This is a genomic window from Comamonas sp. JUb58 (assembly GCF_004364775.1).
Lineage (GTDB): Bacteria > Pseudomonadota > Gammaproteobacteria > Burkholderiales > Burkholderiaceae_C > Comamonas.
This window is the reverse complement of the sequence record NZ_SOAL01000014.1, coordinates 41233-55589: the sequence shown is the minus strand read 5'-3', so window position 1 is coordinate 55589 and position 14357 is coordinate 41233. Positions and strand designations below refer to the sequence as shown.

The following is a 14357-nucleotide window of genomic DNA, read 5'->3' as shown; positions in this document are numbered from 1 at the left end:
TGGGGCGCGCGGAAAGGGGGGTTGTCATGGCTTGGTCCTCTTGCCTGCTCTTTTATTCGGGGGTTGCAGCCTGTGCTGCGGCGTGGGCCGATGGGGCTTCGTCCACATTGCCAAAGGCGGCGGCCAGCAGTTGCTGGTCGCTCCACTGGCCGCGCTCGAACACGGCCACCAGCTCGCCATCGTGCATCACGCCAATGCGGTCGCACATGGCCATCAGCTCACGCAGGTCGCTAGAGACCATCAAGACGGCCTTGCCGTCATCGCACATGCGGTCGATCTCGTGGTAGATGTCGGCGCGCGCGCCCACATCCACGCCGCGTGTGGGTTCGTCGAGCAGCAGTACATCGCAGGGCTGGTGCAGCCAGCGGGCAAACACCACTTTTTGCTGGTTGCCGCCACTCAAGGTCGATACCGCCTGCTCGGCGCTGCGCGAGCGGATGCGCAGGCGCTCGACAAAATGGCGCGCCACTTCGCTCTCTTGGGCACGCTGCAGCCAGCCGCCGCGTGCAATCTTGTGCATGCCTGCCAAGGTGGTGTTGGCGCGGATGGATTGCGACAGCAGCAGGCCTTGCGACTTGCGGTCTTCGGTCACCAGGCCGATGCCGGCGCGGATGGCCTGCACCGGGCTGTTCCAGTTGGGCGCCACGCTGTGTGTGGCGGCGTTGCTGCCAGCGGCATGCAGGCTGATTTCGCCCTGCTCGGCGCGGTCTGCACCAAACAGCAGGCGCACCAGCTCGGTACGGCCCGAGCCGACCAGGCCCGCCAGGCCCATGATTTCGCCCGCATAGAGCGAGAGGCTGACGCCGCGCACCTGCGCGCCGCGTTGCAAATTTTTCGCAGACAGGCGCAGCGCACCGCGTGTGCGGCGCGGCCGGCCTTCGTTGTCCTGCACGGCATGGCCCACCATGCGCTCGACCAGCTCATGCTCCTGCACGCCCTGCATGGGCCGCACATCGACCAGGCGGCCATCGCGCAGCACGGCCACCCGGTCGGCAATGCGCTGCAGCTCTTCGAGCCGGTGCGACACATAGACCAGGGCCACACCGCGCGCCTTGAGCAGCGCGATCTGCGTGAACAGGTGCTCGGTTTCCTTGAGCGTCAGCATGGCGGTGGGCTCGTCGAGCACCAGCACCCGCGTGCCATCCTGCAGATTGCGGGCGATCTCCACCATCTGCTGCTGGCCAATGCCCAGCTGCGAGACAGGGGTGTCCGGATCAATATGCTCCATGCCGATCTTGGCCAGCTGGGTGCGGGCCAGCGCCCGCATCGCCGCATGGTCCAGCCAGCCGAGCTTGTGGGGGAGCTGGCCCAGCAGCAGGTTTTCGGCCACCGTCAAGGTGGCCACCAGGCCCAGCTCCTGCATCACCATGCGCACGCCCTGGCGCTCGGCATCGCGGCGCGATGTGGGGGCAAAGGGCTTGCCATCGAGCTGCATCTGGCCCTGCGATGGATCCACCAACCCGCACAGAATCTTGGACAAGGTGCTCTTGCCCGCGCCGTTTTCTCCGGTCAGCGCCATCACTTCGCCCGCATGCAGATCCAGGCTCACGCCCTCCAGCACCAAGGTGCCGGAGTAGGCCTTGCCCATCTGCTGCAAACGCACGCGTGGCGTGCCGGCGCCTTGCGCCTCAGTCGTTGCCATGGTGTGCGCCGTTGTTACTTGCTGTCCTTGGTCACCAAGGCCACATCGGTCTTGACCTCAGCAGGCAGCTCGCTCTGCTTTTTCTTCTCGGCCAGGGCCTTAAGCGCGATCTCGATACCGAACACGGCCTGCTTGGCGGCGTACTGGTCCGCAGTGGCCAGCACGCGGCCATCCTTCAGCATGGGCTTGATGGCAGCGATGTTGTCATAGCCCACCACCTGCACCTTGCCAGTGCGGCCAGAGGCCTTCACCGCTGCGACCACGCCCAGCGCCATGCTGTCGTTGCCCGCCATGATCGCCTTCAGATCGGGGTGCTCGCGCAGCATGCCGGCTGCCACGGTGTTGCCCTTGTCGATTTCCCACTGGCCCGATTGCAGGCTGACCACATTGGCGCCAGCGGCCTTCATCGCATCCTGGAAGCCCAGGGTGCGCTGCTGGGCGTTGAACGTGGTCGAGACACCTTCAACGATGCCCACCTTGTCACCGGCCTGCAGCTGCTTGCCCAGGAAATCGCCCACCAGCTTGGCGCCTGCACGGTTGTCCGGGCCCACGAAAGGCACGTTCAGGTCCTTGCTCTTGAGCGCATCGGCATCGAGCTTGTTGTCGATATTGACGATCAGCACACCCTTGTCTGCTGCATTTTTCAGCACCGATACCAGGGCCTTGGAATCTGCCGGAGCGATCACGATGGCCTGCACGCGCTGGGCCACCATCTGCTCGACCATCTTGATCTGTGCGGCCGTGTCGGTTTCGTCCTTGATGCCGTTCGCCACCAGGGTGTACTGGGCGGCATTGGCCTTCTGGTGCGCCTTGGCGCCGTCTTCCATGGTGCGGAAGAACTCGTTGGCCAGCGATTTCATCACCAGGGCCACCTTGGGCTTGTCAGCCGCTACGGCTTGGTGGGAAAAACCAGCCACGGTGGCCAAAGCCAGCGCAGCAGTCAGGGTACGGCGGGTAAAGCGCATGAGATAAGTCTCCGAAGGATTGTTGTGCATCACGCGGCGCTATCCACAGCAGTAGCCGCGAGATGCCGCATGTTTGCATAGGCGCAAACGTTTGCGCCCCGGAGTTTACCCCAAGGTCAAACAATGTTTCACCAGTTGGTCATGCGGGGCGGATGCGGCCCCGGCATCTGCTTTGGCAGCCCCTGGGCGGCTGGCTGCCCGACGCTTTTCCGCCGCTCAGCCCTGGTGCGGATGGCGCCAGACCATGCATCCCAGCACGCCCATGCCCAGTACCAACGCGCCGCCTGCGGCCGCCAGGCCATAGGCAAAGCCCTGCTGGATACTGGCGCTGTGGGCCAGCATCCAGGCCACCATCGGCGGGCCCACAATCTGGCCCAGCCCATAGGCAGCCGTCAGCAGACCCGGAAAGCTGCTGAGCGCAGTCGGCCAGATGCGGCGCGCCTCTTGCAGCGCAAAAAAGGTCAGCGCGGTAAACGGCAGGCCCAGCAGCAGGCTGCCCAGCGAAAAGCCCAGCGGCGTGGGCCACAGCGCGCTGATGGCGATGGACACCGCCTGGATGCCGTAGCCAGCCATCAGGAGCCGGCGCCGGTCCCAGCGGGTCGGCAAATGGGTAGAGAGGTAAGCACCCAGCGCCACACCGCCTCCGAACATGGGCCAGAACAGATCAGGCCAGATCGAATCGGCCGGCAGCGCGCCGCGCGCAATCACCGGCAAATAGGTGGCGGTGACGATATAGCCCAGGCCGGCCAGGCTGTAGGCCAGGGTCAGCAGCAGCCGGTCCGCCGGGCCTTCGGGCGCGACCGCCACAGCAGCGCCGGCCTGCGTATGGACCGGTGGTGGCGCCAGCGGGCCGCGCACCACCGTCATCACCATCAGCCACAACACCACTGCCAGCAGCGCAAAGGCCAGCCAGGCGCTGACGGCATGCCAGCCGGCCGCCACCATGCCGCTGGTGGCCAGGCCGGTCAGCGCAATGCCGATGCCCGGGCCGCAAAACAGCAAGCCTCCCATTTGCGGCCGGCCCAGATGCGCCAGCTGCGACATGCACCACAGGGTGATATTGAGAAACACCACCGCACTGGCCACACCCGAGACAAAACGCAGACTGGCCCAGGCGCCGGGCCAGTTCAGCGCCATCGCCGCCGTCAGCACCGCGGTGAGGAACAGCCACCAGTGCACCATGCGCGAGGGGTGCATCCGCTGCATCAGGCCCTTGGCCACCCAGGGCAGCACCATGCAGACCAGGGAGCCAACAAAGTAACCCAGGTAGTTGCTCATCGCCAGCCAGCTGCCTTGGGCCAAGTCGATGCTGCCGTCGTGCAGCATCATCGGCATCAAAGGCGTAAAGGCGAAGCGCCCCACGCCCATGGCCGACGCCAGCGCCAGCATGCCGGCCACCGCGACCAGCCAGGGGCGCTGGCCCCAGGGCAGGGACGGGGCGGGTGCGGAGGGGGAAACCGAAGAGCTGACCGAAGGTGGCATGGTGCGGACCTATCGCTTATGTATCTTTTTTGGAGATGCTATGTTAAATTAACATCTTCAAAAAAGATAGATACAAACGTGTTGGATCTCGCCACCCTCGCCATCTTTCAGCAGGTCATCGCCAGCGGCAGCATCACGCGTGCTGCGCAGCAGCTGGGCCGCGCCCAGTCGAATATCACCACCCGCATCCAGCAGCTGGAGGAGTCGCTGGGCGTAGCGCTTTTTGTACGCGAAGCCCGGCGCATGGTGCTGACACCCGAGGGACAGCAGCTGCAGCGCTATGCCGACCAGCTGCTGACCCTGGCCGAAGAGGCCACCCAAAGCCTGCGCGGCCAGCACCCCAGCGGCCGGCTGCGCCTGGGCTCGATGGAGAGCACGGCCGCCGCACGCCTGCCGCTGCCGCTGGCCGAGTTCCACCGCACGCATCCGCAGGTGCAGCTGGAGCTGTCCACGGCCGCATCGCTGCAGCTGATGGAGCAGGTGCTGGACCACCAGCTCGATGCCGCGCTGGTCGCCTGGCCGCCGCCCGATGTGGATGCCCCCTTGCCGCTGGACCTGGTGCCACTGTACGAGGAATCGCTGCTGCTGCTGCGTCCCGCCCAGACGGTGGGTGGGGAACTGCCCCGTACCCTGGCTGGTTTCAGCGATGGCTGCACCTACCGCCGTGTTGGCGAGCAGTGGATGGCGCAGGCCCATGGCCCGGCGCCCACGCGCGTGCTGCAGCTGTCGTCGTACCACGCGATCGTCGCGGCGGTCGCCGCCGGCAGCGCCGTGGCCGTGGTGCCGCAGAATGTGCTGGACCTGCAGCACAACCCCCTGCCCGTACACAGCCAGCCCTTGGGCACCTGCACAACGATGTTTGTCACCCGCCAGGGCTATGCCACGCCGGCCGTGCAGCAGCTGCTGGCGGTCTTGCAGGCGGCCGCCCCCACCCCTTTATCAGCCGCTATGGAGACCGTATGACCCGCAACCTGACGCAAGAACTGGGCCTGCAGCTGCCCGTGGTGCAAGGCCCGATGACCGGCTCGGACAGCCCGGCGCTGGCCGCTGCCGTCAGCGCTGGCGGCGGCCTGGGCTCGCTGGGCTGCGGCATGCGCTCACCCCAGGCGATGGCCGAGGCCGCAGCCGCGGTGCGCGCACAGACCGACCGGCCCTTTGCGATGAACCTGTTTGTGCAGGCCACCCCCGCACCCGATGCCGCCACCGTGCAGCAGGCCCTGCAACGCCTGGCCCCGCTGTATGCGCGCTTTGGTGCTGAGCCAGCCGTGCCCGGCCAGTGGTGCGAAGATTTTGCGCAGCAGCTCGATGCACTGGTTGCCTGCCGCCCGGCCGTGGCCAGCTTTACCTTTGGCATCCTCAGCGCCGCCCAGGTGCAGCGCCTGCAGGCAGCAGGCAGCCAGGTCTGGGGCACGGCTACCACGGTGGCCGAGGCGCTGGCCTGGCAGGCCGTGGGGGCCGATGCCGTCATTGCCAGCGGCAGCGAGGCCGGCGGCCACCGGGGCACTTTTTTGGCGGACTATGCCTCGTCCATGGTCTCCACCCTGCCGCTGGTGCGCGACTGCGTGCAGCAGCTGCAGCTACCGGTGATTGCGGCCGGCGGCATCATGGATGGCGCCGGCATTGCCGCTGCACAGGCGCTGGGCGCGCAGGCGGTGCAAATGGGCACGGCCTTTCTGGTCTGCCCCGAATCGGCCATCAACGCGGCCTACCGCGCTGCGCTGGCGGCGGCCCAGGCTACCGACACGGTCACCACCCGCACCATCTCGGGCCGGCCCGCGCGTGGCATCCGCAATGCAATGATTGACGCGCTGGAAGCCGATGAGGCCGCCATCCCGCCCTACCCGGTACAAAACGCACTGACCGGCGCGCTGCGCAAGCTCGCCGGCGCGGCGGGCGATGCGCAGTACCTGTCGCTCTGGGCCGGCCAGGGCGTGGCCCAGGCCAGAGCCCTGCCCGCTGCGCAACTATTGCAAAAGCTCAAGCAGGAGTGGCAGGCAGCGGGCGCACAATAGCAGCCAATGCCCGGCAGCCTGGTCCGGGCCTGCTAAGACTGCCTACCGTGAACACTGTTGCACCCTCTGCCACTGCGCAAGCCTCCCGCCCCGTCATCCTGTCCATCCAATCGCATGTGGCCTGGGGCTATGTCGGCAACTCGGCGGCGGTGTTTGCGCTGCAGCGCCTGGGCTTTGATGTGCTGCAGGTGCATACGGTGCTGTTCAGCAACCACACGGGCTATGGGCAGTTCCGGGGCCAGATCCTGAGCGCCGAGCATATCCGCGAGATCCTCGCCGGCCTGCGCGAGCGCGGCGCGCTGCAAAAAGTGGGCGCCGTGCTCTCGGGCTACCTGGGCAATGCCGATACCGGCTCAGCCATTCTTGATGCCGTCAACGACATCCGCCAGACCAACCCGCAGCTGCGCTACCTCTGCGATCCGGTGATGGGCGATGTGGGCCGGGGGCTCTTCGTCAACCCCGCCATCCCCGATTTTCTGCGCGACCAGGCCATCCCGTTTGCCAACATCATCACGCCCAACCAGTTCGAGTTTGAGCTGCTGAGCGGCACCAAGCTGGCCAGCACGGCAGAGGCCGTGGCCGTTGCGCGCCAGATGCGTGGCCGGGGGCCGGACATTATTGTCATCACCAGCCTGGCCACGCCCGATATCGCGGCTGACCAACTGGGCACCTTGGCGGTCAACGGCCAAGGCGCCTGGCTGGTGACCACGCCACGCATCGACCTGCACCCACTCCCCAATGGCATGGGCGATGTGTTTGCCGCCACCTTGCTGGGCCGTTTGATGGATGGCCGCCCCCTGCCCGAGGCGCTGGAGCTGGCGACGGCCACTCTGTATTCGCTGGTCAAGGGCACGGTCGCAGGTTCACGCGATCTGCCGCTGGTGGCAGCGCAGGCCCAGCTGATCGAGCCGGCCGCGCGCTTTGCGGCCCGCCAGGTGGCCTGAGCAGGAAGTCACCCACCGCATGCCGAACCCAAGCCCCGCCCCCCGTCTTCAGCTACGCGCCTTTGCATCCAGCGATTTCGAGGCCTATGCCCACTACCACCGCCAGCCCCCCTGTCTACCGCTACCTGTATGCCGAGGCACCGCAGGACATTGCGGTACTGCAAGCCCAGTTCGCACGCGATGCACTGCCCCAGCGCCTGGCGCAGGATGGCGACACCCGGCGCTTTGCCGTGGTGCGCAGCAGCGATGGCTGCCTTTTGGGAGAGACCTTGCTCAAACTAGCGAGCGCTGCCGCGCGCCAGGCGGAGGTGGGCTATATCTTTGATCCAGCCCATGCCGGACACGGCTATGCCACCGAAGCCGTGGCGCTGACCTTGGCGCAGGGCTTTGGCGCGCTGGGCTTTCACCGCATCTTTGCGCGGCTGGATGCCGCCAACCAAGGCTCGGTGGGCGTTGTCGAGCGCCTGGGCATGCGGCGAGAAGCCCATCTGATCGAGAATGACCAGTTCAACGGCCAGTGGGGCGATGAGTACATCTATGCGCTGCTGGCGCGCGAGTGGAGCAGCCGCCAAGGCTGACGCGCGGCCAGCCTGGCCAATTACCGGACTCAGCATGCCGCGTGCAAGGCCAGCAGTGCGCGCTCACGTCCAATCAGCGCACCCAGCAGCAGCACCAGCAGGTAGACATAAAACAGATGCCCGCTGTTGTGGGCAAAAAACACCTGGGTCAGGCCAAAACCCATGTAGCACAGCGGCACCATGATGCCCAGCATGCGCAGGTAGAGAATCTGGCGGTCCATAGGCGCACCGGGGCACTGCGCCATGCGCTTGTGGGTGGGCCAGAAGATCAGCAGCGGCACGGCATAAAAGGCCAGCAGCAGGGCCACCCCCACCAAGCCACGCTTGGCAAACATGTCCAGCAGCTCGTTGTGCGCATGGTCATAGGGCAGCACCGAGGCGCTGGCCTCGCCCGCTTCCACACGGCGGGCTTTTTCTGCGATATAGCCTTTGAGGCCCCAGCCGGTCAGGGGCTTGTCCAGCCCCATGTGCCAGGCCAGGTGCCAATGGGCCAGGCGCTGGCCTACCGAGGTCTCAGCCGCATCGCGGTCTTGCACTTCGTAGCGTTGCACCTCATGCACGGCCGTGTGGTAGCGCTCGGCCATCTCACCGCCTTTGAACGACACCAGGCCGCCAATGCCCAGCACGGCGGCCAGCAAGCCCATGCCCACCGGCTTGCGCAGGCCACAGCGCCACAGCAGCACGGCACCAATCAGCAAGACAAAGGGCAGCACGATCCAGCTGCCACGCGTATCAGACAGGATGACGGCCAGCATGCCGAACAGGCTGCACACCAGGCCCAAGGCACGCTGCCAGGCCGCCAGTGAGCGCCACAGCAGCAGCACGCCAAAGCAGCAAGCCAGCGCCAGCACCAGCGCAATGCCACTGAACTGGATGGCATTGGTAAAACCATTGGCACGGTGGGCATCGGTCCAGCCCATCTGGTAGACGGCGACCAGGCCCGCGCCCAAGGCGCCTGCCAGCATGCCCCAGCCCAGCGGGCGCACCCGGGGTGCACAAGTCTGCAAGAAACCCAGGCCGGTAATGGCGAATGCGTATTTGATGAACTGGTCGCTGCGCGAGCGCGTGTGCCAGTCGTCAAAGCTCATGGTCCACATGACGGCCATGACGGCGAGCATCAGCGCCCAGGCCAGCGCCCGGCGGTCCCAGCCGCGGCCCCACCATTGGCGCACAAAAATCAGGCTGGCCAGCGCCAACACCGCGGCGCCAAAGGAATAGCCCGACGGCAAGCTGAGGGCCACCCCAGGCACCACAAAGGCCGCCAGTTGGCTGGCCCGCATGGCGGGCGAAGGCGCAACGGGCGCCGCCGCAGCCAGGCTCATCGGCGCACGTCTCCGCTCAGATAAGGGCGGTCGTAGGCCAGGGCCACATAGCGGAAGAAGCTCTCCAGCGCGACAAAGACACAGTACAAAAAGCCCGCACCCCCGCAGAGAATGCCGAAATGGAAGAAGTAAAGACGCACAAACATGGCAATCGACGAAGCCATGCCGCGCAAAATGCCGCCGCGCACGCCCTCTTCGGCCCGCTTGGCCGCGCCGAGCATCGCGTACTGGGTGAGCTTTTCCAGGCTGGTGTGCACGGTGCTGCGCGAATGGTGCAGCAGCGGTGTGCGCATCAAATGGCGTGTCACATTGGCGCGGCTCAGCTGTGCCTCTTCATGCACCACGCCGGTGTACTCGCGCAGCAAGCCGCGCCAGAACAGGCGCTCCACTTTGGCGGTCGAGCGCAGGTATCTGAGTTCCTTGCCAAAGGCGACCATGCGCCAGCGCACCATCCAGATGGCCTCTTCTCCACCCTGCACAATGGCCTGCAGCTCCTCGCGGAAAGCCGGAGAGATCGTCTCATCGGCATCCAGGAAGAACACATAGTCGCCCTTGGCGTGGCTGAGCAAGCGGTTGCGCTGCAAGGCAAAGCCCTGCCAGTCTTCGTAGCGGAACACCTGGGCGCCCAGACCACAGGCAATGGCAGTGGTACGGTCCACGCTGCCACTGTCCACCACCACCACCTGGTCGGCAAACGAGGCACTGCGCAAGCAGGCCTCGATATTGTCTTCTTCGTTGAGGGTGAGGATGCCAATGGTCAGCGTCAGCTTGCGCGAAGCTGGAGCGCCGCCCAAGGGGGAATCAGTCACTCAATGGCCGCCGTGGAAGGTTTCGCCCGCCTTGAGTCGGTACACGGTGCCGCAATAAGGGCACTTGGCTTCACCGCTGTGGCCCACATCCAGAAAGACGCGGGGATGGCCACTCCACAATTTCATGTCTGCCTTGGGATTGGGGCAAAACACGCCGCCTTGGGCGTTCAGGTCTTTGGCCAGCAACTCAACAACTGCCTGCGTCATGGTTTTCAACTTTCCTGCGCCAGCCCCGCACCCCTGGGGCGGACCGGCTATCGATGATTCTGTAGGCATGGGCAATGGTGGGGACCAGCCCCAAGGGGCTCCCATGCTGGGCAGTGATTTTACGTGGACGGCGCCCGACTTGGCAGAAGATGCACAGCGCGCGCGTCAGAATTGACCGCCAAACCCGCCTAAATGGGTTCCACAAGCGGGCGGCAGGTCGCCGTTGTTACAAGTAGCCCGGCCTCAGGGCTGGGGGGTCGAGGGGGCAGCCACAGCATCCACCGCGTCGCTGGGGCGCTGCAAGGTCCATTTCTGCAGACGTCCGTGCACAAACTCGCAAGTCACGCTGGAGTCGGTGTTGTCGCGCCACACAAACACCTCGGGCTGCTCCAGCGCATGCGACTGGCGCAGGCCCAGCGAGCGTGTCATCGCCACCACATGCACCAGCGGCACATTGGCCTTGAGCTTGGCATTGAGCATGACGGCGCTGTCCACATAGCCCAAGGGGCGCTGCGAGGCCCGCTTCATGATGGTCATCAGACGGGTGAAATGCAGCATCAGCCACATCAAAATGCCGCCGCTGACGGCCAGCACACCCATCCACTTGTAATTTTGGTAAGCAGCCCCCAGCAGCACCAGCAAGCCAATGGGGATCAGTATGTTTCTCCAGTTCATTGCGCTATTGTCCACTGCCTGCGGACTTGCCCTTGTCGCCAGGGGCCAATTGGGGGCCGCAGCAGGTGACTTGTTGGGCAGGCCATGGGCGTACCTTTGGCCCCACACCGGCCCGTGCAGGCTCTAGCGCTACACCGCCTTGGCTGGCATGCTAGGGACCCTCTATTACCCGGTCCCCACCCATGAGTTTCGCCATCGCCTTTGCCGCCTTCAGCAAGAGCTTTTTGCTGGTGATTGCCACCATGCTGCCCATCCTGAACCCCGTCAGTGTTTCGGCCATCTTCCTGACCTTGACCGAAGGTGCCTCGAACCAGACCCGCCGCAACATTGCCACGCGCATCGCCGTCAATGTCACCTTGCTGCTGATCTTTTTCATGCTGGTGGGCTCCTACATGCTGGAAATGTTTGGCCTGTCCATCGATGTGGTTCGCCTGGGCGGCGGTCTGCTGGTGGCGGTGATTGGCTGGAACATGATCAACACCAACTCCACCGAAGGGCGAACCGAGAAGCTGGCCGAGGCCTTCACCCCCGAGATGGCCAGACGCCGCGCCTTTTATCCTCTGACCTTCCCACTGACCTATGGCCCGGGCAGCCTGGCCGCCACCATCACCATCGGTGTCAGCCTGCTCGATCGCAGCTCGCCGGCGATCACCGTGGTCAATGTCATGGGGGCCGCCGTGGGCAGCCTCGTGGTCGGCGTCATTCTGCTGTTGTGCAACCGCTATGCCGACAAGCTGCTCAAACCCCTGGGCGAAACCGGCACCATCGTGTTCCTGCGCATCTCCGCCTTTATCCTGCTGTGCCTGGGCATACAGATTGCCTGGAGCGGACTGAGCAACCTGATCAGCGATGCCATCGCGCATGGCGTGACCCGGGCCCACGGGCTGCAACACTAGCGTATAGAGGCACAACACCAAGTTCATGGGCCTGCTGAACCCGTGATCTTGCGCAGCGCCACTTTTATTTTGATAGCATTCCAAGCTAACCGGTTGCCCGCTTTCGCGTTGATGGCCTTTACAAAGGCCCGAAACCCACCACCATGACCTCTTGCACTTCTTCCCCTTTGTGGCGCAACGGCCTGGCGCTTGCGCTGGCTGCCTTGCTGACAGCGCCCGCCATGGCCCAGGCGCCCTTGGTACAGGCGGCCAACCCGCTCTCGGCTGAGGCCGCCGTGCCCGCACCCACAGCGCCACCGCTGTCACCAACAACACCAGCAGCAGCGGGAACGCCTGCCGCAGCCAACCAGCCCGCAGCGGCAGCCGAGGCCCCGCCCCCTTCCCCCGACGCGCAGCAGGCCTATATGGCCGCCCGCGACAAGCTGGTGCAGATCCGCACTCTGCGCCGCCAGACCAATACCCAAAGCAGTACCGGCTCGGGCTTTTTTGTCTCGGAAGATGGTTTGCTGATCACCAACTACCACGTGATCAGCCAACTGGCGCTGGAGCCCGAGCGCCACCGTGCGGTGCTGGTATCGGTCAGCGGCCAGGAGGCGCCAGTGCAGCTGCTCGCCATCGATGTGCTGCATGACCTAGCACTGCTACGTGTGGCCCCCGCCAAGGAAGGCGGCGACAGCACAGAGGCCAGCGCCGAACACCGCTACAGCGCACTGCCACTGCGCCCCAGCAGCCGGCCATTGAGCGGCGGTGAGCGCATCTTCTCGCTGGGCAACCCGCTGGATGTGGGCTTTGCGATCACCGAAGGCACCTACAACGGCCTGGTGCAGCGCAGCTTCTACCCGCGCATCTTCTTTGGCGGCACCCTGAACCCCGGCATGAGCGGTGGCCCGGCCATCGACACCCAGGGCCGTGTGGTCGGCGTCAATGTGGCCAAGCAGCTGGGCGCCGAGCAGCTGAGCTTTCTGGTGCCGGTGGAGTTTGTCGAGCAACTGCTCGCCCATGGCCGCGAGGCCGCCCCGGTCAAGGGCGCCATGCATGCCGAAGTCACGCGCCAGCTGATGGCCCACCAGAAGGACCTGGTCGACCGGGTGCTGAGCGGCAGCAGCCGCAGCGAGCGCTATGGCCCCTACCGCGTGCCCGTGCCATCCGAGACCCTGGCCCGCTGCTGGGGCGATGGCCGTGAGCGGCGCAGCGAATCCCTGTTTGATTTTGAGCGCAGCCAATGCCGCATCGACAGCGAAGTCTTCACCGGCGACGGCGATGTCGGCGGCCTGGGCATGCGATATGAGGCCTATGACGCGCCCCGTTTGAGCCCCTGGCAGTTTGCCCATACCTATGGCACAAGCTTTGCCAATGAGCCGATGCGCAAGCGTGGCAACCGCGTGCGCACCGGCTATGAATGCCGCGAGGATTTTGTCGCCGGCGACGCCAAGCTGCCGCTGCGCGCCGTCGTCTGCATGGCCGCCTACCGCAAGTTCAGCGGTCTGTATGACCTGACCGTGCTGGCCGTCTCGGTGGACCAGCCGCGCCAAGGCGTGCTCGGCCGCCTCAACGTCAGTGCCGTGAGTTTTGACAATGCCCAGCGCCTGGCCCGCCAGTACCTGCAAGGCTTCTCCAGCGAGGCCGCCCAATGAGCCAGCACGACTACCCCGAATTGACCGACATCGCTCCCGAACACGAAGACGCCAGCATCCAGGCGCCCGCCCCTGCGCAAGACGCGCAAGAGCCCGAGGGCGCGGTGCTGGAGCTGGTCGAGCGCGGCCACCGCCTGGCCATGGCCCTGCCGGTGTATGCCTGGCCCTGCACCATCGGCCGCGCCGCCACCAATGACCTGGTGCTGACCGACCCCAGCATTGGCCCCAGCCATGTGCGCCTGCACCAACCCAATGCGGGCCACCCTAATGCGGGCCAATACGAGGTCGAGGTACTCGACAACACCAATGGCGTCTGGCATGGCCGGCGCCACTACAGCGCCGGCGAGCGCTTTGTCTGGCAGCCCGGCCAGCGCCTGACCCTGGGCCGGGGCGTGCAGCTGAACCTGCGCAGCACCGCCCAGCCCTTGCCCGCCACCCAGCGCTGGCGCCCGTTCTCACGCGCCCAAGGGCTGCTGACGGCCATGGCCCTGGTGCTGCTGGTACTGCTGTCGGCCTGGACCACCTGGCTGGGCGCCACCGAAACCGGTGCCCTGGCCCGCCAGCTGCCCGCCATCCTGCTGTGGATGCTGGGCGGCCTGCTGGTCTGGACCCTGGGCTGGTCGATGATGGGCAAGCTGTTCACCGGGGTGACCGGCTTCTGGCGCCATGTCTGCATTGCCTCGGTCGGCATGGTCGCCATGGCCTTGCTCGATGTGCTGCTGTCGGTGACGGGCTTTGCCATGTCCTGGCCCATGCTCAGCCGCTTTGCCAGCCTGGCGTCCTTCAGCTTGATGGCCGTGGTCATCTGGTTCCACCTGCGTGCAGCGACCCTGGTATCGGCCCGCACCCTGGCGCTGGCCGTTGGCGGTCTGCTGGTGCTGGGCATCGGCGCCAAGCTGGGCCTGCAGTGGCAGACGCAAAAGCGCCTGGGCGACAACCTCTACATGTCCACCATGCTGCCGCCTGAATGGCGCTGGGCGCCCACTACCTCGGTGGACCAGTTCATGCAAGGCACGGACAGGATGCGCGAGCAGCTGCAAAACCGCAGCCAGCTGGAAAAAGACGATGACGAGGAAGGCGACGACAGCGGTCTCGATTGAGCAGGGATGCGGCGGGGCAGGCCGCAGCCCTGTGACTGACAAACTGGCGGCGGCCCGCTAGCATCGAGGGACTCGACCTGATTCCCAAAGG

Annotated in this window: 14 protein-coding genes; 7 read left to right on the top strand and 7 right to left on the bottom strand. The window is 65.7% G+C overall.

From position 1 onward, the window contains the following. Window positions 1–52: 52 nt before the first annotated feature. The 3 genes from EDF71_RS15940 to EDF71_RS15930 form a co-directional block, all read right to left on the bottom strand. On the bottom strand, window positions 53–1642 hold the full coding sequence (locus EDF71_RS15940) for a sugar ABC transporter ATP-binding protein (RefSeq protein WP_133857561.1): 1590 nt from the start codon (window positions 1640–1642) through the stop codon (window positions 53–55). Between the two features lie 14 nt (window positions 1643–1656). Next, entirely contained in the window at window positions 1657–2607 is a 951-nt protein-coding gene (locus tag EDF71_RS15935; protein WP_116926749.1) for a sugar ABC transporter substrate-binding protein, read from the bottom strand. Between the two features lie 216 nt (window positions 2608–2823). Continuing rightward, on the bottom strand, window positions 2824–4089 hold the full coding sequence (locus tag EDF71_RS15930; protein ID WP_133857560.1) for a YbfB/YjiJ family MFS transporter: 1266 nt from the start codon (window positions 4087–4089) through the stop codon (window positions 2824–2826). Between the two features lie 78 nt (window positions 4090–4167). On the opposite strand from EDF71_RS15930, the gene EDF71_RS15925 reads away from it, so the two are divergent. The 4 genes from EDF71_RS15925 to EDF71_RS15910 all read left to right on the top strand — a co-directional run bounded on the left by EDF71_RS15925 (window position 4168) and on the right by EDF71_RS15910 (window position 7623). Continuing rightward, window positions 4168–5052, top strand: a complete 885-nt coding sequence (locus EDF71_RS15925) for a LysR substrate-binding domain-containing protein (protein ID WP_347876676.1) — start codon at window positions 4168–4170, stop codon at window positions 5050–5052. Further along, the gene (locus EDF71_RS15920) at window positions 5049–6101 is read left to right on the top strand and encodes a nitronate monooxygenase (RefSeq protein WP_133857559.1); all 1053 of its coding nucleotides are present in this window, start codon (window positions 5049–5051) and stop codon (window positions 6099–6101) included. Before EDF71_RS15925 ends, EDF71_RS15920 begins: the two co-directional genes overlap by 4 nt. Before the next feature lie 47 nt (window positions 6102–6148). Next, window positions 6149–7045 (top strand): pyridoxal kinase PdxY, encoded by an 897-nt coding sequence (gene pdxY / locus EDF71_RS15915; RefSeq protein WP_347876675.1) that lies wholly within the window; start codon window positions 6149–6151, stop codon window positions 7043–7045. A gap of 86 nt (window positions 7046–7131) precedes the next feature. Next, entirely contained in the window at window positions 7132–7623 is a 492-nt protein-coding gene (locus EDF71_RS15910) for a GNAT family protein (RefSeq protein ID WP_208301068.1), read from the top strand. A gap of 29 nt (window positions 7624–7652) precedes the next feature. Here EDF71_RS15910 and EDF71_RS15905 read toward each other — a convergent pair whose 3' ends face one another. From EDF71_RS15905 to EDF71_RS15890, 4 genes are all read right to left on the bottom strand, one after another. Beyond that, entirely contained in the window at window positions 7653–8945 is a 1293-nt protein-coding gene (locus tag EDF71_RS15905; RefSeq protein ID WP_133857558.1) for an O-antigen ligase family protein, read from the bottom strand. Beyond that, the gene (locus EDF71_RS15900; protein ID WP_243854331.1) at window positions 8942–9754 is read right to left on the bottom strand and encodes a glycosyltransferase family 2 protein; all 813 of its coding nucleotides are present in this window, start codon (window positions 9752–9754) and stop codon (window positions 8942–8944) included. The genes EDF71_RS15905 and EDF71_RS15900 overlap by 4 nt, the downstream gene beginning before the upstream one ends. Further along, window positions 9755–9961 carry a zinc-finger domain-containing protein gene (locus EDF71_RS15895; RefSeq protein WP_021028650.1) on the bottom strand — a complete coding sequence of 69 codons (207 nt, stop codon included), beginning with the start codon at window positions 9959–9961 and terminating at the stop codon, window positions 9755–9757. Between the two features lie 243 nt (window positions 9962–10204). Next, window positions 10205–10636 carry a glycerate kinase gene (locus tag EDF71_RS15890; RefSeq protein ID WP_133857557.1) on the bottom strand — a complete coding sequence of 144 codons (432 nt, stop codon included), beginning with the start codon at window positions 10634–10636 and terminating at the stop codon, window positions 10205–10207. Between the two features lie 182 nt (window positions 10637–10818). Here EDF71_RS15890 and EDF71_RS15885 point away from each other — a divergent pair, with 182 nt between their 5' ends. The 3 genes from EDF71_RS15885 to EDF71_RS15875 all read left to right on the top strand — a co-directional run bounded on the left by EDF71_RS15885 (window position 10819) and on the right by EDF71_RS15875 (window position 14266). After that, window positions 10819–11532, top strand: a complete 714-nt coding sequence (locus EDF71_RS15885; RefSeq protein WP_133857556.1) for a MarC family protein — start codon at window positions 10819–10821, stop codon at window positions 11530–11532. Window positions 11533–11675: 143 nt separating this feature from the next. After that, window positions 11676–13166, top strand: a complete 1491-nt coding sequence (locus EDF71_RS15880; protein WP_133857555.1) for a serine protease — start codon at window positions 11676–11678, stop codon at window positions 13164–13166. Further along, window positions 13163–14266, top strand: coding sequence for an FHA domain-containing protein (locus EDF71_RS15875; RefSeq protein ID WP_133857554.1), 1104 nt, complete (start codon window positions 13163–13165; stop codon window positions 14264–14266). Before EDF71_RS15880 ends, EDF71_RS15875 begins: the two co-directional genes overlap by 4 nt. The last annotated feature ends 91 nt before the right edge of the window (window positions 14267–14357 follow it).